We start from the raw sequence: 20,156 nt of genomic DNA, 5'->3' as shown, positions 1-20,156 counted from the left end.
TGCGCCCGGCCCTTTGAAGCGGCCATGCCATGAAATGCCCGCGTCCCACCCCTGGCCCCGGTGACGCGGCGACCGGTATACAGGCCCCGGCGAACGTGCGCCGGCCGCCGCCCGACGCGGGCTCCGCGCGCCGTTCCGGCCTCAGGGGGAGGACTTCCATGGCGCACGCCGGGCTTTCCATGGCGCACGACACGAATCCGGACGGAGCGGCGGCACCTGGCGCGGCGGGATCTGGAGCGGCGAGACGCCGCCGATGGCCGCTCGCCGTGGGCGCGGCCCTCGGCGGTTGCGTCCTCTTCGCCGCCTCCACGGCCCCTGCCGCGGCGCGCGGGGCGGAACCCGGCCGCGACACGCACTACGTGTCACTCGGGGACTCCTACACCTCCGGCCCTGCCATCCCCCGGCAGGTGGACGCCGCCTGCGCCCGCTCCGACCACAACTACCCCTCGCTCGTGGCGGCGGAGCGGCACGTGACCGCGTTCAAGGACGTGAGCTGCGGCGGAGCGACGACCGACAACATGTGGAAGGCGCAGGGCACCAACGCGCCCCAGCTCGACGCGGTGCGGCGCGACACCGATCTGGTGACCGTTCAGATCGGCGGCAACGACATCGGTTTCGGCTCCATCATCGCCACCTGCGCCCGCCTCAGCTCCGAGGACCCGACAGGCGATCCGTGCCGGCGGTCCTACGCCTCCTCCGGGATCGACCGGTTGACGCTCGCCATCGCGCAGACGGCGCCGAAGGTGGACCGTGTGCTGCGGGCCGTGCACGTCAGGGCACCGCACGCCCGAGTGCTCGTCGTCGGCTACCCGGACCTCCTGCCCGACGACGGCAGCGGCTGCTCCCCCTCGGTCCCGTTCGCGTCGAAGGACTTCCCCTATTTGCGGGACACCGAGAAGCGACTGAACCTGATGCTCCGTCTGGTGGCGGAGTGGAACCGGGCGGAGTACGTCGACACCTACGGTCCCACGCGCGGCCACGACATGTGCAAGGCCCCGACGGACCGCTGGATCGAGCCGTTGCAGCCCGCCTCGCCCGCGGCCCCCGCGCACCCCAACGCCCTGGGCGAGGAAGCCATGGCGCGGGCCGTGCTCGAGCGCCTGGGCGAGGGACGCGGAGATCACTGAGCCGGGCGGCACCCGCAACCCCGCCCTTTTGCGGCGGATCCGGACACGCCTCCGAAGGAGATCGTCCGTGCCGGTGTGATGTTCCCTACTGCCCCCGAATGAAACGCGGCGAACGGGCAACGGTCCCCTGCATGCCCGTTCGCACACCCCCGGTAGACGACACGATGACGGCGCCCCGGACAGCATCCGCCGCCACCACCGAGCCCGCCACAAGAGTCCCTCCGTCCGCTCCGGCGCCCTCGCTGCCGTCCCTCACCGGACTGCGCTGGATGGCCGCGCTCCTGGTCTTCGGACTGCACGTGGGCAACTTCGGCTATTTCGGAGGCACCGGCGGCCACATCATGACCTGGGCGTTCCAAGCCGGTAGCACCGGGGTGTCGTTCTTCTTCATCCTGTCGGGGTTCGTTCTGATGTGGACCGCGCGGCCGAACGACCGCGCGGTCTCCTTCTGGCGGCGGCGCATCGCCCGTGTCTTTCCCGTTCATCTGGTCACCGCCGGGATCGCGCTGATCATGGTCTACACGCCGCCCCATCTGGCGAAGCCGACGGCGGTTCAGGGAGTGGCCAACGTGCTGCTGGTGCACTCCTGGCGGCAGTCCTGGTGGCAGACGCTGAACCCGGTCAGCTGGTCGTTGGCCTGCGAGGCCTTCTTCTACGCCGCCTTCCCGCTGATGCTGGTCGTCCTGCGCCGTCTGGGACCCCGGGCTTCGGCGGCGCTGGCCGGGGCGTCCGTGCTGGCGGTCCTGGTCCTCGCCCGGGCGGACATGCACAACTGGGTGAGCCAGTCGCTCTACTCGCTCCCCGCCGCCCGCCTGCCCGAGTTCGTCCTCGGCGCCGCCACCGCCCGGCTGGTGCGGCTCGAACGGTGGCGCGGTCCCGGCCTGGATGCCTCACTCGCCCTGGCGATCATCGGCTACTTCCTCGTGCCGCAGATCACCGACGGGGGTTACCCGGCCACCGCCTGCACCCTCATCGGCTTCGCGCTGCTCATCCCGGCGGCGGCCGTCGCCGACCTGCGCGGCCTGCCCTCGCTCTGGCGGCACCGGAGACTGGTGCGCCTGGGGGAACTCTCGTTCGCGTTCTACATGATCCACCTTCTGGTGCTGCGGGCCGGCACCACCCTGTTCGGCAACTTGCCCCGCTTCGGTCTGCCGACGGCCGTCGCCACCACCGCCATCGTGTTCGGCCTGTCGCTCGCCCTGTCCTGGGTGCTGTACGAGAAGGTGGAACGCCCCGCACGACGGCTGCTGCTCGGCGGCCGCCGGTCCCCCCGCACACAGTCGGCCCCGAGGGCCGCCAGGCCGGAGCCCGTCGCACCCGCCCGCGAGGTTCCGGCCGCGGCACCCGACTGACGGGGGCGCCGCACAAGACCGGCGACGACCGCGCCGTGCGCCCTGGTCGAGCCGTTCCCCACCGGGAGCGGCTCGACCGCGGCGCACCCGGCGGAGCCGGGAGTGCAAGGGATCACCGGCAGCAGCCCGGTGTGCCGGTCCGCCTCAGCCCACGGTCGCCTGCACGTACGGCACCAGCCGCACAGGTCCGACGAGACCGTGGGCCTGGCGGGCCGCCGCGCCGAACACGGCCGGCTGGACGACCCTGAGACGGTTGATGAGCGGTGTCGCCACCTCGATCTCCAGGGTGTTGTCGCCGTGGCGCAGCAGGGCGCCGACGTCGACGACGGGGCGCAGGCGGTCGGCGGGTGCCAGTCGCATGCCGTTGACGGTCACCCGGAACGTGTCGCTGACCTGTCCGAGGTCCAGATACGCACCGTGGGACGCGTCCCATGCCGACCGAGTGCGCCCAGTCCCGCCGTCTCCTTGCGCGTGGAGTTCGCCGGTTCACATCTGCGGCACGTCGGGGCGGCATGCCCACACCGCAACAACTCCGACGCGGGTATTGACCGCTCACGACGCACGTGAGAACGTTCTCTCACCCCAACGGGGAGAACGTTCTCCCGACACCCCGAGAGAACGTTCTCAGCCAGCGCGGGAACACCCTCTCGCGCCCCTCGCGTGCCGCCCGCGGCCGCGGAGGGGCATCCGGCTCCGCAGTCGTCGACCACCCGGCAACCGCCGTTCGGCCCCGTCGATCAGGCCGTCACCACCCGCACCACCGGCCGGAATCCCGTGCGCCCGGGCACGGGTCCGGTGCTCAGCGCACACATGACGTTCCAGCACGCATGGAGGAGACATGGGGAAGTTCCGCTCAGTCAGAGGGGTGGCCGCCGCAGCGGCCGTGCTGGCCCTCGCCGCGACCGGCTGCGGTTCCGGTTCCGCGGCGGACGCGAGCTCTTCGGCCGCGAACGCGTCCGGCGTGACCCAGGCCGGCACGCTGAAGGTCGGCACGTCGAACAACACCAAGCCGTACACGTACGAGGAGAACGGCAAGCTGACCGGCTTCGACGTCGACCTGATCTCGGCAGCGGCACAGAAGCTGAAGCTGAAGCCGGAGTTCGTCTCGCTGGACTTCGCGGGGCTGCTGCCTGCGGTCAACAACCGGCAGTTCGACGTGGCCGCCGCGGCCGTGGGCATCACCACCGACCGTGTGAGGATGGTCGACTTCTCCGACGGCTATCTCGCGGGCTACTTCGGCCTGTTGACGGCCGCCAAGAGCGGCATCACGTCCAAGGTCTCCAGCGTCGAGGGGAAGAGGATCGCGGTTCTCCAGGGGTCCATCACCGACGTCAACTCCGCCACGCTGATCCCCGGCGCGCAGATCGTCCGCTTCCCCGACAACAACACCGCCGCCCTGGCCCTGAAGAACGGCCGCGTCGACGGGTTCTTCAACGACTACGGTCCCAACCGCGCCATCGCCGGCAAGTACCCGGCCCTGCACCTGAGCCAGCCCCTCACCGTCCCCGCCACCGACTTCCCCGCCGGCTGGGCGGTCCGCAAGGGCAACACCGCGCTGCGGAGCAAGCTCGACACCGCACTGAAGGAAGTCGTCGCCAACGGCACCTGGCTGAAGCTTTACAAGAAGTACTTCCCCGAGGACCCGGTGCCGAGCAGCAGCCAGCTTCCCCCGTACAAGGCGAAGGCGCTGAAGTGAACGACCTCCTCGGCAACTTCTTCGACTGGCATCTGATCGGGCGGGTACTGCCGGACCTGCTCACCTACGGCCTGCGCAACACCCTGCTGCTGTCGGTGCTCTCCGCGCTCCTCGGCAGTGTCATCGGCATGGTGCTCGCGGTCATGGCCCTGTCGTCCCGCTCCTGGCTGCGGTTCCCCGCCCGCGTCTACACCGACGTCTTCCGCGGTATGCCCGCCGCGCTCACCATCCTGGTGATCGGCGAGGGTGTGTTCGCGGCCCGGATCAGCTGGCTGGCCTCGCCGTACCCGGCGGCCATCCTGGCGCTGAGCCTGATGTCCGGGGCGTACATCGGGGAGATCTTCCGCTCGGGCATCCAGAGCGTCGACAAGGGGCAGGGCGAGGCGTGCCGGGCCCTCGGCCTCACCCACGGCCAGGCGCTGCGCCTGGTGGTGGTGCCGCAGGGTGTGCGGCGGGTGCTGCCGGCGATGGTGAACCAGTTCATCGGCATCATCAAGGACTCCAGCCTGGTGTACTTCCTGGGGCTGATCACCACCCAGCGCGAGCTGTTCCGGATCGGCGAGGACGAGTCGGTGACCTCGGGCAACCTGTCACCGCTGCTGGCCACCGGCCTGTGCTACCTGCTGCTGACGGTCCCCCTCACCCACCTTGTCAACCACATCGACCGGCGGCTGCGCGAGGGCTCCCGTCCGGCGGCGGCCCCCGAGGAGCCCTCGCTCGTCGACCCGAAGGAGGTGCTGGTGTGAGGACGCCGGACCTGACCGTCTCCCCGACCGAGCAGCGGTACACGGGCGCCTCCCTTCAGGCGCGCGACATCCGGATGCGGTTCGGGCCCGTCGAGGTGCTGCGCGGTGCGGACCTGACGGCGCCGGCCGGTGAGGTGGTGTGCGTCATCGGCCCCTCCGGCTCGGGCAAGTCGACCCTGCTGCGCTGTCTGAACGGCCTGGAGACCCGCACGTCGGGGGAAGTCCTGCTGGACGGCGAGGACACCGCGGCGATGGACCCCGACGTGCTGCGGCAACGCATCGGCATGGTGTTCCAGCAGTTCAACCTGTTCCCGCACAAGACGGCCCTGCAGAACATCACGCTGGCGTTGCGCACCGTGAAGAAGCTGTCGAAGGAGGAGGCCGGCGAGATCGCGCTGCGGCGTCTGCACGACGTCGGGCTCGGCGACCGTGGCGGACACCGGCCGGCCCAGCTGTCCGGCGGGCAGCAGCAGCGGGTCGCCATCGCCCGGGCTCTGGCCATGGAGCCGCAGGTGATGCTGTTCGACGAGGCCACCAGCGCGCTGGACCCCGAACTGGTCAAGGGAATCCTGGAGTTGATGGCCGGGCTGGCCGGCGCGGGCATGACCATGGTGGTCGTGACCCACGAGATGGGCTTCGCCCGGCAGGTCGCCGATACAGTGGTGTTCATGGATGCGGGAGTCGTCGTGGAGTCCGGGCCGCCGGAGCAGGTCTTCGACGCGCCGCGGTCCGCGCGGCTGAAGAAGTTCCTCTCGCAGGTGCTGTGATGGCGGCGAACGGTACGGGAGCGCAGGGCGGGCGCAGGCGTCCGACGGTGGCCGACGTGGCCCGCGAGGCCGGCGTGTCGGTGGCCACCGCGGGCCGCGCACTCGGCGACTACGGCCGGGTCGGCGACGCCCTGCGCGACCAGGTGCGGGCCGCCGCCGCCAGGCTCGGCTACTCCCCCAACGGCGTCGCCCGCAGCATGCGCTCCGGCGGCACCCGCACCATCGGCTTCATCGGGGTCGACATCTCCAATCCCTACTTCGCCACCGCGATGCGCGGCATCTGCGATGTGGCCCGCGAGGAGGGCTACGAGGCGATCCTGGCCAACAGCGACGACCGCATGGACGCCGAACGGGCCGCGGTCAAGGTCTTTCTGGAGAAGCAGATCGAGGGCCTGGTCGTCGCACCGAACGCCGTGATCGACGTCGCCCACCTGCGGCGCGCCCAGGACCTCGGGGTGCCGGTGGTCCTGCTCGACCGCCACAGCAGCGCCCTGGACGCGGACAGCGTCGTCATCGACAACGAGGGCGCCGCTCAGGAGGCGGTCGAGCATCTGCTGGAGCTGGGCCACCGGCGGATCGGAATGCTCCTGTACGTGGATCCCGACGAAAGCCCCGAACTGGTCATCTCGGGCAGCGGCCGGCTGACCGTACGGGGTGCGGCGCGCCCCTCGATCGACCGCATCCGCGGCTACCTGGCCGCTCTGGACGCGTACGGCGCGGCGTCGTCCCGGGAGCTGATCCGCTGCTCGGTGATCGGGGACGCCGCCGAGTTCGAGAAGGAGGCCCACGCGCTGCTGTCGCTTCCCGAGCCGCCGACCGCCGTCTTCGCCGCCGACAACGTCGCCACCCAGGGGTTGTTCACGGCCGTCCGGCAGCGGGGCCTCGCCCTCCCGGGCGACATCTCCCTGGTGGGCTTCGACGACCTGGACTGGACGACTCTGGTCGACCCGCCGCTGACCGTGGTGGGCCAGTCGCCGATGGACATGGGACGCACCGCGGCCGAGCGGCTCTTCGCCCGCATCAAGGGCGACGACAGCCCCGGCGAACGGATCGTGCTCCCCACCCGGCTGCTCGTCCGCTCCAGCGCCGCGGAGCCGCGGCGCGGCGACGCCCTCGCCGACTGACACAGGGCCTCGCCCCGAGGCCCTCACCCTCGTCCTCACTCAGCGCGGCACGATCACGACGCGACGCACGCACACACAACACGCTCTTGCGAGCGCATCCCTCACGGCGCCCACGGAAAGGTACGTTCACCATGCCCGTTTCCTCACCTTCGTCCTTCTCTTCCTCCAGTCGTCGCCGCGTGGCCGTGGTCGGCGGTGGCGTGCTCGGCGTGTCGACCGCGGCACAGCTCGCACGGCGCGGCGCGGAGGTCGTCCTGGTCACCGACTCCGACCTGGCCTCGGGCGCGTCGGGGCGCTCCCTGTCGTGGCTGAACTCCTTCGGCGGTCCCGGCGTCCGGTCGGCGGCCTACCACGACCTGCGGATGCTGGGCCTGGACCGCTACCGCACGTTCGCACACCGGGTTCCGTCCTCCTCCCCCTACCTCCGCTTCCACGGCGGGCTGACCTGGGCGCCGTCCGGTGACGCCGAGCCGCATCGCTCGGCGTTCGCCCATATGCGGCGGTGCGGCTACGACGCGGTGTGGCTGAACCGCGACGAGGTCGCCGACTGGACGCCGGGCGTCGACCCGGCCGCCGTCCCCGACGAGGGGGCGATCTTCAACCCCGGTGAGGGCTGGGTGGACCTCGCGGCGCTCGTCCGGCAGCTCGCCGCCGACCTCACGGGGGCCGGCGGCCGGATCGTCACCGGTGCGGGAGCGGCATCCGTCGTGGTGGAGGGGGGCCGTGCCAGGGCCGTGCGGACCGGGTCGGGTGAGCGGATCGACGTCGACGCCGTGCTTCTGGCGACCGGTGCCGCCGTGCCGCGGACGGTTCAGGAATACGGTGTCGTCATCCCGGACGCCACCCCGGTGGCCCTCCTGGTGCGGACCCCGCCCGTGGACACCGCGCTGCGAGCGGTGCTCAACACCCCGGGTGTGGCGGTGCGTCCGGCGCCGGACGGTTCCCTGGTGATGGACTCCGACGCGGCGGCGGACGAGGTGGTCGTGCACCCGGACGGCAGCTACGAGGTCAAGGACGCCACGGTCGAGCAGCTGCTGCGCGAGGCGTCGGCCGTGCTGGAGGGCAACCCCGTGCTGACCGCCGCCTCCTACGGGGTCGGTCCCAAGCCGATCCCCGGCGACGGCGAGCCGGTCTTCGGCGAACTCGACGAAGTACCCGGCCTGTTCGTGGCGTTCACGCACAGCGGGGCGACGCTCGCTCTGATCGCGGGTGAACTGCTGGCAGACGAGATCGTCACCGGGGAGCCCAGCCCGCTCCTCGCGGCCTTCCGTCCGGGCCGCTTCGGCTGACCCCGCCCGGAGCGGCAGGGTGCGCCGGGGGCACCCTGCCGTTCCGCCGTGCCGGTCCGGTACCCCGGCCTCGCGCGGCACAGGCCGGTCCCCGTGGGGCCCGCCCCCTCACTCCCCGGCCGGAGGCCGCACGTCGTAGACGAGCAGTCCGTCGTCGCGCAGCCGCACTCCCTGGCTGAGGGAGTGCGGGACGAGCCGGCCGTCGTGCATCAGATGCAGGACGGGCCGCCCGCGTGCGAGCACCACGAAGTCGGCGATGAGGCGACGGTGGCAGCGCCACCAGACGGCCTCCCCGCACATCACGGCCGTCCGGCGCTGTGCGGCTTCCTCGAGGAGCAGCGTGATCGCATCGACGAACTCGGCCGTCCGGGTGTGTCCGGCATACCCGCGGAAGGACTCGTTGCGCCACACGGTGTCGGGTGAGTCGTGAGGCACCTTGCGGAATCCGCCCAGCCGCGGCTCCCAGCGGTAGGCGATCCCGCACTCGGGCAGCCACTGCCGCAGCCGCTCCCTGCCGACGTCCGGGTTGCGGCGGCTTCCCGGCGCGGTCCTGACATCCACCACGGCGGCGATCCCCGCCGCGCGCAACAGGTCCGAGAGCCGGTCGCGGTCCGCCGTACCGTGCCCAAAGGTGACGAGCGCCTGTTGCCTCATACGTCCAGGATCGTCCGACCGCCTGGTCCCGCAGCCGCACCGGCTCGGCGGCAGGCCCCGGTTGTGGGTCCTCCCCGTGCGGTTCGGTTCACCGCGTCAGCACACTGACGCCCAGCGCGATCAGGCCGACGACCTTGAGGATCTCCAGGGCCACGTAGTACAGGTGCGCCCGGGAGCGGGGCGCGTCCTCCCCGGTCTCTCCGGCCGGCACGCGATCGGACCGCCGGTTCAGAAGCGGCCGGACCAGGCCGAGCTGCACCGCGAGCAGCGCCACCACGCACACGGTGAGCACGACGACCCCCGTCGGCGGGCCTTCGGCCGCCACCACCGCGATCAGGACGGCGGCCCATACGGCCTCGGCGAGGTTCAGCGCGCGGAAGACCAGGCGGCCGATGCCGAGCCCGATGGGAACCGTCACTCCGGGGGCACGGAACTTCAGCGGCGCCTCCAGGAAGGAGATCGCCAGGACCATGCCGAGCCACACGAAGACCACCGCGGACGCGATCGTGGCCCCCGTCGTATTCATTCCCTCATTCGCCCTTCTGTGCGGCGGTCGGCCCCGTCGGCGCCGGCTCCGTCGGTTCGTGTGCCCGTCCTCCTGCGCCGGGCCGGGCCGCGTGTCGCAGGTGCGTCAGTCAGGCACCGGGTTCGGCGAACGGCTCCAGTGCGGTGGCGGTGACCGGGGCCGGGGCGGCCCACTCCGCCAGCGCGCCCTGCATCAGGCCCAGGTGCAGCGGGCAGACGACGGACCCGTACTCCTCGGCCAACTCCAGGAAGGGGCAGTGCCGCAACCGGATCATCTCCGGCGCCGGGGCGCCCTGCTCGGGTTCCGGAGCGAAGCCGAGGTCGGCCAGCAGGGCGGTGAGCCGGGTGATCGCCTCCTCCTCCGTCAGCCGCCGGAACGGAGGCGGCGGGTCGGCCAGGTAACGGCCCCAGGCGCGACCGGCCTCCCGGGCGGCCTCCGCCGAACCCGACGGGCCACGCCCTCTCACCGAGGGCACCCTGCTCTGGCTGCCGCGCGGCTCCACCCGCAGCCTCACCGCGGGGGAAGAGGGCCTGTCCTACCTCACCGTCCACAAGCGCCGCCCGGGCATGCAGATCCGCCGCCGCTGAACGATCCCCGGCTCAGCGCCGGTCACGGCGCATCTTTTGCGGCGCTCGACGGGGTCATCCAGGACAAAGGCGTGCGATTTGGAGCGGCATCGGGCCATGCCGGACCATGGGTCCGCCCCGGCGATCCCGGGCACCAGTTCGATGAAAGGCGCACCACCCCATGCACGTCACCGGAACCGTCCCTCATTCGGCTCCGGCCCCTAAGGAGGCCCTGACGGCCCCCGCCTCCGCCCCCGCCGAGGACTCCAGCGGCGACAACGGCAGGCACGCCCGCCGCTTCGGTCTGCCCGTCGCCACCGCGCTGGTCATGGGCAACATCATCGGCGGCGGCATCTTCCTGCTCCCGGCCTCCGTCGCCCCGTACGGCACGGTCAGCCTGGTCGCCTTCGGCGTTCTGACCGTCGGTGCCATCGCCCTCGCCCTGGTCTTCGGCCGGCTCGCCGAGCGTGACCCGCGCACCGGCGGGCCCTACGTCTACGCCCGCGAGGCCTTCGGCGACTTCGCCGGCTTCCTCGCCGCCTGGGCGTACTGGATCACCACCTGGGTGTCGAACGCGGCGCTCGCCGTGGCCGCCGTCGGCTACCTCGACGTGCTGATCCCGGTGAACGGTCACCGCTGGACCGCCTGCCTGGCCGCGCTGGCCCTGCAGTGGCTGCCCGCCCTCGCCAACTTCGCGGGCACCCGCTACGTGGGCGCCGTCCAGTTGGTGTCCACCGTGCTGAAGTTCGCGCCGCTGCTGCTCGTCGCCGTCGGTGGGCTGTTCTTCTTCGACCCGCACAACCTCGGCCCGTTCCACGCGGGCGGGGGCAGCGCGATCGGCGCGGTGTCCGCCTCCGCCGCGATCCTGCTCTTCTCCTACCTGGGCGTGGAGTCCGCCGCCGTCAGCGCGGGCGAGGTCAGGAACGCCCGGCGCAACGTGGGACGCGCCACCGTCATCGGCACCACGGGCGCGGCGCTGGTCTATCTCCTCGGGACCCTGTCCGTCTTCGGCACCGTCGCGCACGACCGCCTGGTGAAGTCCACCGCGCCCTTCTCGGACGCCGTGAACGCCATGTTCGGCGGCAGTTGGGGAGGCTGGGCCGTCGCGCTCGCCGCGCTCGTGTCGATGACCGGCTGCCTCAACGGCTGGACGCTGCTGAGCGCCCAGACCCCCTACGCCGCGGCCAAGGACGGCCTGTTTCCCGCGCCCTTCGCGCGCCGGCGGCGGGGCGTTCCCACCGTCGGCGTCGCCGTCACCGTCGTCCTCGCCTCGCTGCTCACCGTCTACAACTACACGTCGGGCTCGGCGAAGGTCTTCGAGATCCTGGTCCTCGTCACCACGTTCACCGCGACCGTGCCCTATCTGCTGGCCACCGCCGCGCAGCTCTTCCACCTGGTCTCGGGGCGGCGCGAGCTGGTCGACCGGGCGCGGCTGGTGCGGGACGCCGTGGTCGCGTCGGTCGCGGCCGCCTTCTCACTGTGGCTCGTGGCGGGCGCCGGGTACGCGGCGGTGTACCAGGGCGTGCTGTTCCTGTTCGCGGGAGTCGTCGTGTACGCCGTGCTGGCAGCCCGGCGGCAGAGGACGGCCTGATCCCGGGACGACGGTTGCCGTCGGGGCCCGGCCGGGCCGGATGCCCGGGGAAGCGCCGGATCCGGCGGCGGGGCCCGGCCGTGCAGATGTGAGAGGCGGCTGACGCCGATTCCGTCCGGTTGCGTGGCGCGGCGGGGGGTACTCGCGCCCGCAGCGTTTCGCTGGTTGCACTGCTGGTGACGGTGACGGAGGACAGATGAAGGGCCCACGTTCCGGGTTCCGGTCGGCGCTGCGTGTCTCCTCGGAAATGGTGGGTGGCCGGTACCGGTTGGGCGACCGGATCGGCCGGGGAGGCGCCGCCGACGTCCATGAGGCGTTCGATGTCCGCCTCGGTCGGGAGGTGGCCGTCAAACTCTTCCGGCCGGACACCGATCCGCGGATGGAAGAGCGGTTCTCCGAGGAGGCCGTCCTCCTCGCGCGTATGCAGCACCCGGGGCTGGTCACCATCTACGACGCCGGCCGGCACGGGGGGCGCGCCTATCTGGTGATGCAACTGATCAGGGGCGAGACTCTGCGCGCGCGCCTGGCCGCCGGGCCCCTGCCTCCCGAGCGCGTCGCCGAGCTCGGTGCCGCCCTCGCCCAAGCGCTCGCCCATGTGCACGGTGCCGGCATCGTGCACCGTGACGTGAAGCCGTCGAATGTCCTGCTGAACGCCTCCGGAGCCCCTCACCTGGCGGACTTCGGCATCGCCCGGCTGGTGAACGCCACGCGGCACACGGCCTCCGACGTACTGATCGGGACCGCGGCCTATCTGGCCCCTGAGCAGGTCATGGGCAAGGAAGTGGGACCGCCCGCCGACGTCTACGCGCTCGGCCTGGTCCTGCTGGAGTGTCTGAAGGGCGAACTGGAATACGAGGGCACCCCGTTGGAGTCCGCTGTGGCCCGCCTTCACCGCCAGCCCGTGGTCCCGGCCTCGGTGCCCCATGAGCTGGCCTGCCTGCTGCGCGCCATGACCGCTCAGGACGCCGAGGCCCGTCCGGACGCGGAGCACTGCGCCCAGGCGTTGTCCGTTCTGTGCGCCGATACGCGGGTCCCCGCCCGCATGTGTGGTTCCGCGGTCGGGGGAGCCAAGGAGCTTCCGCTCGAGCCCACAGCCGCACATCCGCGCACCGGAACGGGACATGCCGGCAAAACGAAACACACACGCCGCCGTACAGCGGGCGCCGTCCTCACCGCGCTCTCGGCCACGCTGACGGCCACTCTCGTCATGGCTCCGGGCAGCAGCGACACCAACGCCGAACGACCCGAATCCGGCCCGCCCAGCTCCCCGTCGGCCGAGTCACCGACCAGGACCGCGACCAGGGAAGCACCGTCCACGGCGGTCCCTCGACCGACCGCGTCCACGCTCCCGTCCGACTCGACGACTTCCCGCTCCCCCGTGTCGAACGGCTCGGACGACGGCAACGGCACTGACGACCGTACTCCGCCGGGGACCGCACTCCGCGACGCCCGTGAACCGAAGCGGAAGGCCAAGAAGATCGCGGATTCCGGGACGCCCACGGATTCGGACACGGCCGCGGATTCCGGGACGCCCACGGATTCCGACACGGCCGCGGATTCCGGGACCCCCACGGATTCCGACACGGCAGGCGCGGCAGGGCAGGCCCGGAAGACCAAGAAGTCCGAGGTGTCCAAGGGACACGAAGACCACGGTTGACCCGTGTGCAGCCGGACGTGCGGAGTCACGAGTTCGGTCTGCCGGGCCGCGCGGCCCGGCAGACCTGCCCGTCACACTGTCGCTAGCTGCGACGCCCGGACGGATCGTGCGCGAGCGTGTCCCGGTCCTCGCCGGGGACGGGCCCGGAACCGACGGATTCGGCGGCCGTGCGGGCCGGCGCTCCCTCCGCGCGGTCCCCGTGCCCCGGCCACCACGCCGCGTGGCCGATCAGCGCGGTCAGACTCGGTGTGAAGAACATCGCCATGACGAAGGCTGCGACCGCGATGCCGAAGGAGACCGCGAAACCCATCTCCGTGAGCAGCGAGTTGCCCGCCAGCATCATCGTGGCGAAGGTCGCCGCCAGGATGAAGCCGGCGGCGGCCACGGTCGGCCCGGCGTGCCTCAGCGCCATGCCGGCCGCCTCACGTGGCTCGCGGCCCTCCCGGGCCTCCTCGCGGAGCCGGGCGATCATGAGGATGTTGTAGTCGGTGCCGATGGCGACCACGAAGAGATACATGATCACCGGGAGCATGAACATCAGCCCCGAGTGTCCCTGCCCCTCCTGGAAGATCCAGACGGTGGCGCCGAGGGTGGCGCCGAAGCCGAGGCCCACCGAGGCGATCAGGTACCACGGGGCGACCACGCTGCGCAGCAGCAGCCCCAGAATGACCATGATCAGAACAGCGGCGACAGGGAAGACCGTCCGGTAGTCGTGGTTGACCGCGGCATTGATGTCCTTGTAGATCGAGGACATGCCACCGACGAGGGCCTCGGTGCCCTGTGGGGCGGAGGAGTGGGCGATGTCGCGCACCCTGCCCACGGCGTCGATCGCCTTGTCCGTCGACGCCTCGTACTTGAGCGTGACGGTGAAGTCCGCGGTGGTGCCGTCCTTGTTGACCTGGGTCATACGGGCGCCGGCGACGCCGTCCACGTCGCCGAGTTTCTTCGCGTAGGCGTCGAAGGCGGTCTTGTCCAGCGGCTTGCCGTCGGTGCTGGAGAGGTAGACGTCGGTGGGGGCGGCGGCGCCCGCCGAGTACGCCTTCTGCATCTCGTCCTGGACGACCATGGACTCCTTGCTCTTGGGCATGGAGCCCGAAGCCAGGTCGAACGTGGCCTTGTAGCCGAGCGTGCCGAGCGACAGCGCGACCAGGACGAGTCCGGACACCGCGGCGGTCAGGGCCGGGCGGCGCTGCACGCCGCGGCCCAGGGCGGCGAAACGGGCGTTGTCCGGCTCGCGTTGCCAGGACTTGGAGGGCCAGAAGACCTTCGGCCCGATGAGCGAGACCACGGCCGGGATCAGGGTCAGGCCCGCGATCAGGGTGGCGGCGACCGCGATGGCGAGCGCCGGGCCCATCTGCTTGAGGAACCCGAGCGTGGACAGCACCAGTGCGAGGAAGGCGATGATGACCGCTCCGGCGGCCGAGGCGATGGCCTCACCGACCCGGTCCACCGCGTTGACCATGGCCTGCTTGGGCTCGTCTCCGGCGCGCAGGCGTTCGCGGTAGCGGAACATCAGGAAGAGGAAGTAGTCCGTGCCCACGCCGAAGAGCACGACGATCAGGATGGAGGAGATCGAGCTGTTGGCCTGCAGGTCGAACAGCTTGGTGGCGTAAGCGATCAGCCCGTTGGCGACCGCGGACACCAGGCCGATCAGGATCAGGGGCAGTACGGCCAGGATCGGTGCCCGGAAGATGATCAGCAGCGTCACCAGGATGATCACGAAGGTGCCGATGCCGATCAGGGCCTGACCGCGCTGGGACGAGTCCTGCTGGTCGAGGGCCTGCGCGGCGGAGCCGCCGAGCTTGGCGTCGAGATGCGTGCCCTTGGCCAGCTCCCTGGCATCCTCGCGCAACACCTTGGCCGCGTCGGCCTGTTTGGGCTGGCCGGCGTTCTTGCTGTCCATCTGGACCAGGGTCAGGGTGTACCTGCCGTCCTTCGACGGCTGGCCGGGGACGACCTTCTGCACCTGGTCGATGTGCTTCTTGCCCAGTTCGGAGGTGATCCGGGCGACGTCCTGCTGGTCGGCGGCGGTCAACTTGCCGCCGTCGGTGCGCTGGTACAGCACGATCGCGGACGGGGTGAAGGCGCTGGGGAACGCCTTCGTCTGGAGATCCGCGGCTTTGATGGACTCGTAACTCTTGGGCAGGAAACTGCTCTCGTCACTGTTCGAGGGCAGGCTGGGAGCGGTGGCGACGATCGCCACCGCCGCGATTAACCATGCCACGATCGTCCAGACGGGATGTCGGACGACGGCGTTCCCAATACGTCGGAACATGCGGGAGGGTCCTCCTGAGCAGGAAGATCACCGCAGCCCGGGGAGCGGACCCTGGCATCGGCGACCCCGACCGGCACGCACTGAACGGGCCGGTCGAATGGTTGTCTTGGAATCCGATCGTAGTGGCCGCACGCCGAGACCATTGCCTCGGTCGTCCTGTGTTGTGAGGAGTCGTTGCTTTCGGACCGGGGCTGTCGAGTCTCCGTCGGTGAGGAATGAAGTCCGGTCCGGCAAAGGAGCGTTGGAGGTCGTACGGCGCCGACCCCCGCCGTGCGGGGCCGTCAGTGGCGACACCCGGCAGGCCCACCGGGTACGCCTCCTCCTAGCCTCCCGCAGCCACGGCCTTGAGCTCGTCCAGCGATTCCCGCATCAGCTGCGACATCTCGCGTTCCTCGGCCGCCGCGATCCAGCGTTCGAAGCCGACCTTGAAGACGGCGACCCCCGCCTCGGCCGTCAGGCTCGCTGCCGGCTCCCCCACGCCCCGTCGGCGCAGGGTGTCGGCGAGCGCGGCCGACATCGAGGCGAGCTTGATCAGTTCGCGCTCCCGGAGTTCCGCGTTCGCCATGATCACAGCGTGCCGCTTCCGCGCATGCTCGCGCCGGTCGGCGAACATCTCGGAGACCGCGTCGAGGCCCACCGCCAGCACGTCGATCGGCGCTGCGGACTCCGGAGCGCCGGCGACCGCCTGCACGAGCAGCTCCTCCAGTTCACGGGAGCCGGCGAACAGCACCTCGCGCTTGTCGGCGTAGTGCCGGAAGAAGGTCCGCTCCGTGAGCCCGGCCCTTCTGGCGATCTCGGCCACGGTGGTCTGCTCGAACCCGCGCTCGCTGTACAGCTCCAACGCCGCCGTCGCCAGGCGCCCGCGCGCGTTCGGCTCCCATCTACCCATGCGCCGATCCTAACGTGATGACAGCAACTGACATCAGGTGTTAGCGTCGATGACAGTAACTGACATCAACAGTTCGGGGTCTCTGTCATGCGCATCTTTGTCACCGGCGCGTCCGGCTGGATCGGTTCCGCCGTCGTGCCCGAGCTCATCGACGCGGGGCACCGGGTCGTCGGGCTCGCCCGCTCCGACGCCTCCGCCGACGCGCTCACCGCCGCCGGGGCGGAGGTCGTCCGCGGCACCCTCGACGACCTCGGCGTCCTGCGGGACACGGCCGCCGCCTCGGAGGGGGTGATCCACCTCGCCTTCAAGCACGACATCGCCTTCACCGGCGACTTCCAGGGCGCCGCCGAGGCCGATCGCCGCGCCGTCGACGCCTTCGGCGACGCGCTCGCCGGCACGGACCGCCCCTTCGTCCTCGCCTCCGGCCTGGTCGGAGTCGCGCCCGGGCGTGTGGCGACCGAGCGGGACATGCCCACGATCGACGACTCGCCGACGTCGATCCGACCGGCCACCGCGCAGGCGGTGCTCGCACTCGCCTCACGCGGCGTGCGCTCGTCCGTGGTGCGGCTCTCTCCGACCTGTCACGGCGAAGGAGACAACGGCTTCATGGCGACCCTGGTGGCCATTGCCCGCACCAAGGGAGTCTCCGGCTACATCGGCGACGGCGCCAACCGCTGGCCGGCCGTCCACCGTCTCGACGCCGCACGGCTGTTCCGTCTGGCGGCCGAGAAGGCCCCCGCCGGATCGGTGTTGCACGGCGTCGCGGACGAGGGTGTCGCGATCCGCGAGATCGCCGAGGTGATCGGCCGTCACCTCGACGTGCCGACGGCCTCCGTGGCCCCCGAGGCCGCATCGGAGCACTTCTCCTGGCTGGGCGCCTTCCTCCGCGCCGACGCCCCGGCGTCGAACACGCTGACCCGCGAACTGCTGGACTGGGAACCGACCCAGCCCGACCTCCTGACCGATCTCGACAAGGGCCATTACTTCCACGCCCCTGCCACCACCGACTGACCAGCCACCGAGACGCCGTCTCGCGATGCGCCTCCGGTCGGCCGTCCACACCTCGCACGGCCTGGACGGAGGTGCACGTCGGCTTCACTGTGTGCACGAGCGGGGGCCAGAGACCCGCACGCCCTGGTCAGTGACCAGCGCTCTGGCCGCCGTCGACGTGGAGGATCTCTCCGGTGACGAACGGGGCGTTCTCCAGGTGGACGACCGCGTCGACGACGTCGCTCACCTCGCCCATCCGGCCCAGCGGTGAAGGCCGGCGAGCGTGTCGTGATACTCCTCGGAGTGCATCGGCGTCTTGATGACTCCGAGCGCGACGGCGTTGCTGCGGACGCCTCGAGTGGCGTACTCGATGGCCAGAGCCTTGGTTGCGGACTGCAGGCCGCCCTTGGTCGCGGTCCTGGAGCAGCGGGCGCCCATCACGGTTCCCGGTCGCGCTCGGAGCGGGTTTACGCCCCGGGGGCGTGAGCGGCGGGCCCGATGGAGCCCGCCACCCGCTGTCGCGCCACCGGTGGCATGTCAGTCGTCGGCCGGGAGCTCTCCGGTGAAGGCGGCGGCCATGCGCAGCCAGGGTGCGGCGTCCTCGTGACGGCCCTGGCGTTGCAGGGTGCGGCCCAGCATCAGGTGGGCGTAGTGCTCCACGGGGTCACGGTCGATGATCTGCCGCAGCTGCTCCTCGGCACGCCGCAGCTGTGCCGAGTGGTAGTAGGCGCGGGCCAGCAGCAGCCGGGGCGCGGTCTGCTCGGGGACCTCCTCGACGACCACGGCGAGCAGTTTCGCGGCCCCGGAGTAATCCCTCGCCTCGAACAGCAGCTGGGCCCGCTCCCAGCGCTCCGCCGTGGTCTCCTCGTGCGGAACGCCGGCGCCGTTGTCGAACAGGTGCAGGGCGCTCGCCCAGCGGTCCGGTGCGACGCCGCCCGTCGCCGGGTAGCCGTTGAAGGTGTCGCTCATCAGTCCTCCTCCAGGGGTCGCGCCCAGTGACGCGTGGGTGGGGGTGTCGGGAACGGCCGGCCGGTTCGTGGCGAACTCCTTGCACAGCACGGGTACGACCTCCTCACCGAGCATGTCCAGCTGCGGTTGATACATCAACCGACTGCCCGAACGTGTGCCGGACCGTCTCTATTCCAGGCAGCCGCACCCTTTGCGTGTCCACGTCAACGCCGCCTCCGAGCACGGCCTCCCGGTGGACACCGAGAATGTCCGCGTGGCCGACACGCCGATCAAAGCCGTCGACCATCACCACGACCACGCACGGCCGACCGGTCGACCGGTCAGGCTAGGCTTCTTCTTCCAGCTTCTCCACCACGCGCTCGGAGACCTCCGCCACTGTCCGCAGCTCCGCCGGTGTGACATGGTCCAGGAACAGGGAACGAACCGCCTTCACGTGCAGCGGGGCCGCCGCCTCGATGGCCGCACGACCGGCCTCCGTGATCGCCACGAAAGCTCCCCGCCCGTCCTCGAGACACTCCTGCCGCACTACCAGCCCCCGCCCGGCCATGCGCGCGATGTGGTGGGACATCCTGCTCTTCTCCCACTCCAGTGCACGTGCGAGGTCCTGGTAGCGCCGCCGCCCCTCCGGCACGTCCGTGAGATTGACCAGGACGGCGAAATCCGCGGCGGACAGATTGGATTCCGTCTGCAACAAGCGCGCCAAGCGGCCGCCCAGCCGCTCATGCAACCGGACAAAGCTCCGCCATGCGCGCTGCTCCTCCGCGGTCAACCAGTTCACTGAATCCTCCACGAGGACGAGTGTAGCCAAATAGTTGATATATCACTGGCACTGCGCCGGACGGGGCGCCTGACGCCGGAGCAACTTGTTGACACGTCAATAACGCCGCTGGATGATTGACACATCAACCATCTGTTCGCTCAGGAGTCCACCATCGCGTGCTCATCGCCGGATCGGGCGACCCCGCCGAGATCGCCCTCACCACAGAGGTCCTCACACCGGGAGCAGTCGCCGTCACCTCCGCGGAGGCCGGCGCCCAGGCGGACGTCGTCATCCTGGCACTCCCGCTCGGCAAGTACCGCGGCATTCCGGCCGAAGCACTGCGGGGCAAGCTCGTCATCGACGCGATGAACCACTGGTGGGAGGTCGACGGGATCCGCGAGGACCTCACCGATCCGCTCACCTCCTCCAGCGAGATCGTGCAGGCATACCTGAACGGAGCGCGTGTGGTGAAGGCCTTCAACCACATGGGCTACCACGATCTCGAGGACGGCGCCCGGCTGGCGGGGACCCCGGGACGCAAGGCGATCGCGATCGCCGGCGACGATCCGGACGACCTCGCCACCGTCGCGCGCCTCGTCGACGCTTTCGGGTTCGATCCCGTCATGGCAGGACCACTTGCCGAAGGGCTGCGACTCGAACCGGGCACCGAGCCCTTCGGCGCCAACGTCGGCGCCGCGGAGCTGCGGGCGATGCTCGACCGGTTCCCGGAGTCACAGCGCGGACGAACCGTGAGCCGAGCACGTGCTGCCGCTTCGACCTCGGCCGAACCGGCGGGCTGAGCGCCTTCGTCCTGCCGGGGGCCGACGATGTGAAACCGCTCGATGTGAAGCCACTCACTCGACCCACAAGTTGATGTGTCATCCATCTTGGGGTCTAGGTTGGATGACGTATCAATCATCTCTGCGGAAACGCCCTCCCGCGGGTCCGCCCCACGCTCGGCAAGCGAGGGTGAGGCCCGCAACGGGCCGTTCGTGATGAACAGCCGCATTCTGAACGCCCTTTGAGGGCGACACCACAACCAACACGGTTAAGACGTCGTTTCCTTTGGTGTGATCGTTCGTTGAGCCGTGCATGACGGATCTGATTGAGCGGTTGGTGCCGGATGAGTTATGGACGCTGTTCCGGCGGGTGGTTCCGCCGACGGAGGTCATACGTCC

18 protein-coding genes and 2 pseudogenes are annotated in these 20,156 nt (G+C 70.8%); 11 read left to right on the top strand and 9 right to left on the bottom strand.

Features of this window, described 5'->3' with window-relative positions; translation table 11 throughout:
* The first annotated feature begins 179 nt into the window (after positions 1–179).
* Complete coding sequence (locus SY2F82_RS14500; RefSeq protein WP_200420007.1) at positions 180–1,127, top strand: SGNH/GDSL hydrolase family protein; 948 nt, start codon at positions 180–182, stop codon at positions 1,125–1,127.
* Positions 1,128–1,258: 131 nt separating this feature from the next.
* Positions 1,259–2,479, top strand: coding sequence for an acyltransferase (locus SY2F82_RS14495; protein WP_236041453.1), 1,221 nt, complete (start codon positions 1,259–1,261; stop codon positions 2,477–2,479).
* 144 nt (positions 2,480–2,623) lie between these two features.
* Here SY2F82_RS14495 and SY2F82_RS14490 read toward each other — a convergent pair.
* A pseudogene (locus tag SY2F82_RS14490) lies at positions 2,624–2,935 on the bottom strand (alpha-L-rhamnosidase); the annotation flags it as partial.
* 382 nt (positions 2,936–3,317) lie between these two features.
* Here SY2F82_RS14490 and SY2F82_RS14485 point away from each other — a divergent pair.
* From SY2F82_RS14485 to SY2F82_RS14465, 5 genes are all read left to right on the top strand, one after another.
* The gene (locus SY2F82_RS14485; RefSeq protein WP_200419478.1) at positions 3,318–4,175 is read left to right on the top strand and encodes an ABC transporter substrate-binding protein; all 858 of its coding nucleotides are present in this window, start codon (positions 3,318–3,320) and stop codon (positions 4,173–4,175) included.
* Positions 4,172–4,921 (top strand): amino acid ABC transporter permease, encoded by a 750-nt coding sequence (locus tag SY2F82_RS14480; RefSeq protein ID WP_200419477.1) that lies wholly within the window; start codon positions 4,172–4,174, stop codon positions 4,919–4,921. The genes SY2F82_RS14485 and SY2F82_RS14480 overlap by 4 nt, the downstream gene beginning before the upstream one ends.
* Positions 4,918–5,688 (top strand): amino acid ABC transporter ATP-binding protein, encoded by a 771-nt coding sequence (locus tag SY2F82_RS14475; protein WP_374707162.1) that lies wholly within the window; start codon positions 4,918–4,920, stop codon positions 5,686–5,688. The genes SY2F82_RS14480 and SY2F82_RS14475 overlap by 4 nt, the downstream gene beginning before the upstream one ends.
* Positions 5,688–6,812 carry a LacI family DNA-binding transcriptional regulator gene (locus SY2F82_RS14470; RefSeq protein ID WP_236041451.1) on the top strand — a complete coding sequence of 375 codons (1,125 nt, stop codon included), beginning with the start codon at positions 5,688–5,690 and terminating at the stop codon, positions 6,810–6,812. Before SY2F82_RS14475 ends, SY2F82_RS14470 begins: the two co-directional genes overlap by 1 nt.
* A gap of 179 nt (positions 6,813–6,991) precedes the next feature.
* Positions 6,992–8,101, top strand: coding sequence for an FAD-binding oxidoreductase (locus SY2F82_RS14465; RefSeq protein ID WP_236041449.1), 1,110 nt, complete (start codon positions 6,992–6,994; stop codon positions 8,099–8,101).
* Between the two features lie 108 nt (positions 8,102–8,209).
* Here the strand turns inward: SY2F82_RS14465 and SY2F82_RS14460 are convergent, their stop codons facing one another.
* The 3 genes from SY2F82_RS14460 to SY2F82_RS14450 all read right to left on the bottom strand — a co-directional run bounded on the left by SY2F82_RS14460 (position 8,210) and on the right by SY2F82_RS14450 (position 9,747).
* Positions 8,210–8,755, bottom strand: a complete 546-nt coding sequence (locus SY2F82_RS14460; RefSeq protein ID WP_200419475.1) for a DUF488 family protein — start codon at positions 8,753–8,755, stop codon at positions 8,210–8,212.
* An 88-nt stretch (positions 8,756–8,843) separates the two neighbouring features.
* The gene (locus SY2F82_RS14455) at positions 8,844–9,281 is read right to left on the bottom strand and encodes a hypothetical protein (protein WP_200419474.1); all 438 of its coding nucleotides are present in this window, start codon (positions 9,279–9,281) and stop codon (positions 8,844–8,846) included.
* A gap of 109 nt (positions 9,282–9,390) precedes the next feature.
* Positions 9,391–9,747, bottom strand: a complete 357-nt coding sequence (locus SY2F82_RS14450; RefSeq protein WP_200419473.1) for a hypothetical protein — start codon at positions 9,745–9,747, stop codon at positions 9,391–9,393.
* A gap of 281 nt (positions 9,748–10,028) precedes the next feature.
* On the opposite strand from SY2F82_RS14450, the gene SY2F82_RS14445 reads away from it, so the two are divergent.
* Positions 10,029–11,438 (top strand): amino acid permease, encoded by a 1,410-nt coding sequence (locus SY2F82_RS14445; protein WP_200419472.1) that lies wholly within the window; start codon positions 10,029–10,031, stop codon positions 11,436–11,438.
* 196 nt (positions 11,439–11,634) lie between these two features.
* Positions 11,635–13,095, top strand: coding sequence for a serine/threonine-protein kinase (locus SY2F82_RS14440; RefSeq protein WP_200419471.1), 1,461 nt, complete (start codon positions 11,635–11,637; stop codon positions 13,093–13,095).
* A gap of 82 nt (positions 13,096–13,177) precedes the next feature.
* On the opposite strand, the gene SY2F82_RS14435 is transcribed toward SY2F82_RS14440, so the two are convergent.
* Positions 13,178–15,370, bottom strand: a complete 2,193-nt coding sequence (locus SY2F82_RS14435; RefSeq protein ID WP_200419470.1) for an MMPL family transporter — start codon at positions 15,368–15,370, stop codon at positions 13,178–13,180.
* A gap of 322 nt (positions 15,371–15,692) precedes the next feature.
* Positions 15,693–16,259 carry a TetR family transcriptional regulator gene (locus tag SY2F82_RS14430; protein WP_200419469.1) on the bottom strand — a complete coding sequence of 189 codons (567 nt, stop codon included), beginning with the start codon at positions 16,257–16,259 and terminating at the stop codon, positions 15,693–15,695.
* 87 nt (positions 16,260–16,346) lie between these two features.
* On the opposite strand from SY2F82_RS14430, the gene SY2F82_RS14425 reads away from it, so the two are divergent.
* Complete coding sequence (locus tag SY2F82_RS14425) at positions 16,347–17,270, top strand: SDR family oxidoreductase (protein WP_200419468.1); 924 nt, start codon at positions 16,347–16,349, stop codon at positions 17,268–17,270.
* A 127-nt stretch (positions 17,271–17,397) separates the two neighbouring features.
* Here SY2F82_RS14425 and SY2F82_RS14420 read toward each other — a convergent pair.
* From SY2F82_RS14420 to SY2F82_RS14410, 3 genes and pseudogenes are all read right to left on the bottom strand, one after another.
* Positions 17,398–17,660: pseudogene (locus tag SY2F82_RS14420) on the bottom strand (SDR family NAD(P)-dependent oxidoreductase); the annotation flags it as partial.
* A gap of 126 nt (positions 17,661–17,786) precedes the next feature.
* Entirely contained in the window at positions 17,787–18,218 is a 432-nt protein-coding gene (locus SY2F82_RS14415; RefSeq protein WP_200420003.1) for a M48 family metallopeptidase, read from the bottom strand.
* A gap of 325 nt (positions 18,219–18,543) precedes the next feature.
* Entirely contained in the window at positions 18,544–19,008 is a 465-nt protein-coding gene (locus tag SY2F82_RS14410; RefSeq protein WP_200419467.1) for a MarR family winged helix-turn-helix transcriptional regulator, read from the bottom strand.
* 104 nt (positions 19,009–19,112) lie between these two features.
* Between SY2F82_RS14410 and SY2F82_RS14405 the strand changes: the two genes are divergently transcribed.
* Entirely contained in the window at positions 19,113–19,778 is a 666-nt protein-coding gene (locus SY2F82_RS14405; RefSeq protein WP_200419466.1) for an NADPH-dependent F420 reductase, read from the top strand.
* The last annotated feature ends 378 nt before the right edge of the window (positions 19,779–20,156 follow it).

Source organism: Streptomyces sp. Y2F8-2 (genome assembly GCF_014905555.1).
GTDB classification, from domain to species: Bacteria; Actinomycetota; Actinomycetes; order Streptomycetales; family Streptomycetaceae; genus Streptomyces; species Streptomyces cynarae.
This window is presented reverse-complemented; position numbering and strand designations above follow the sequence as displayed.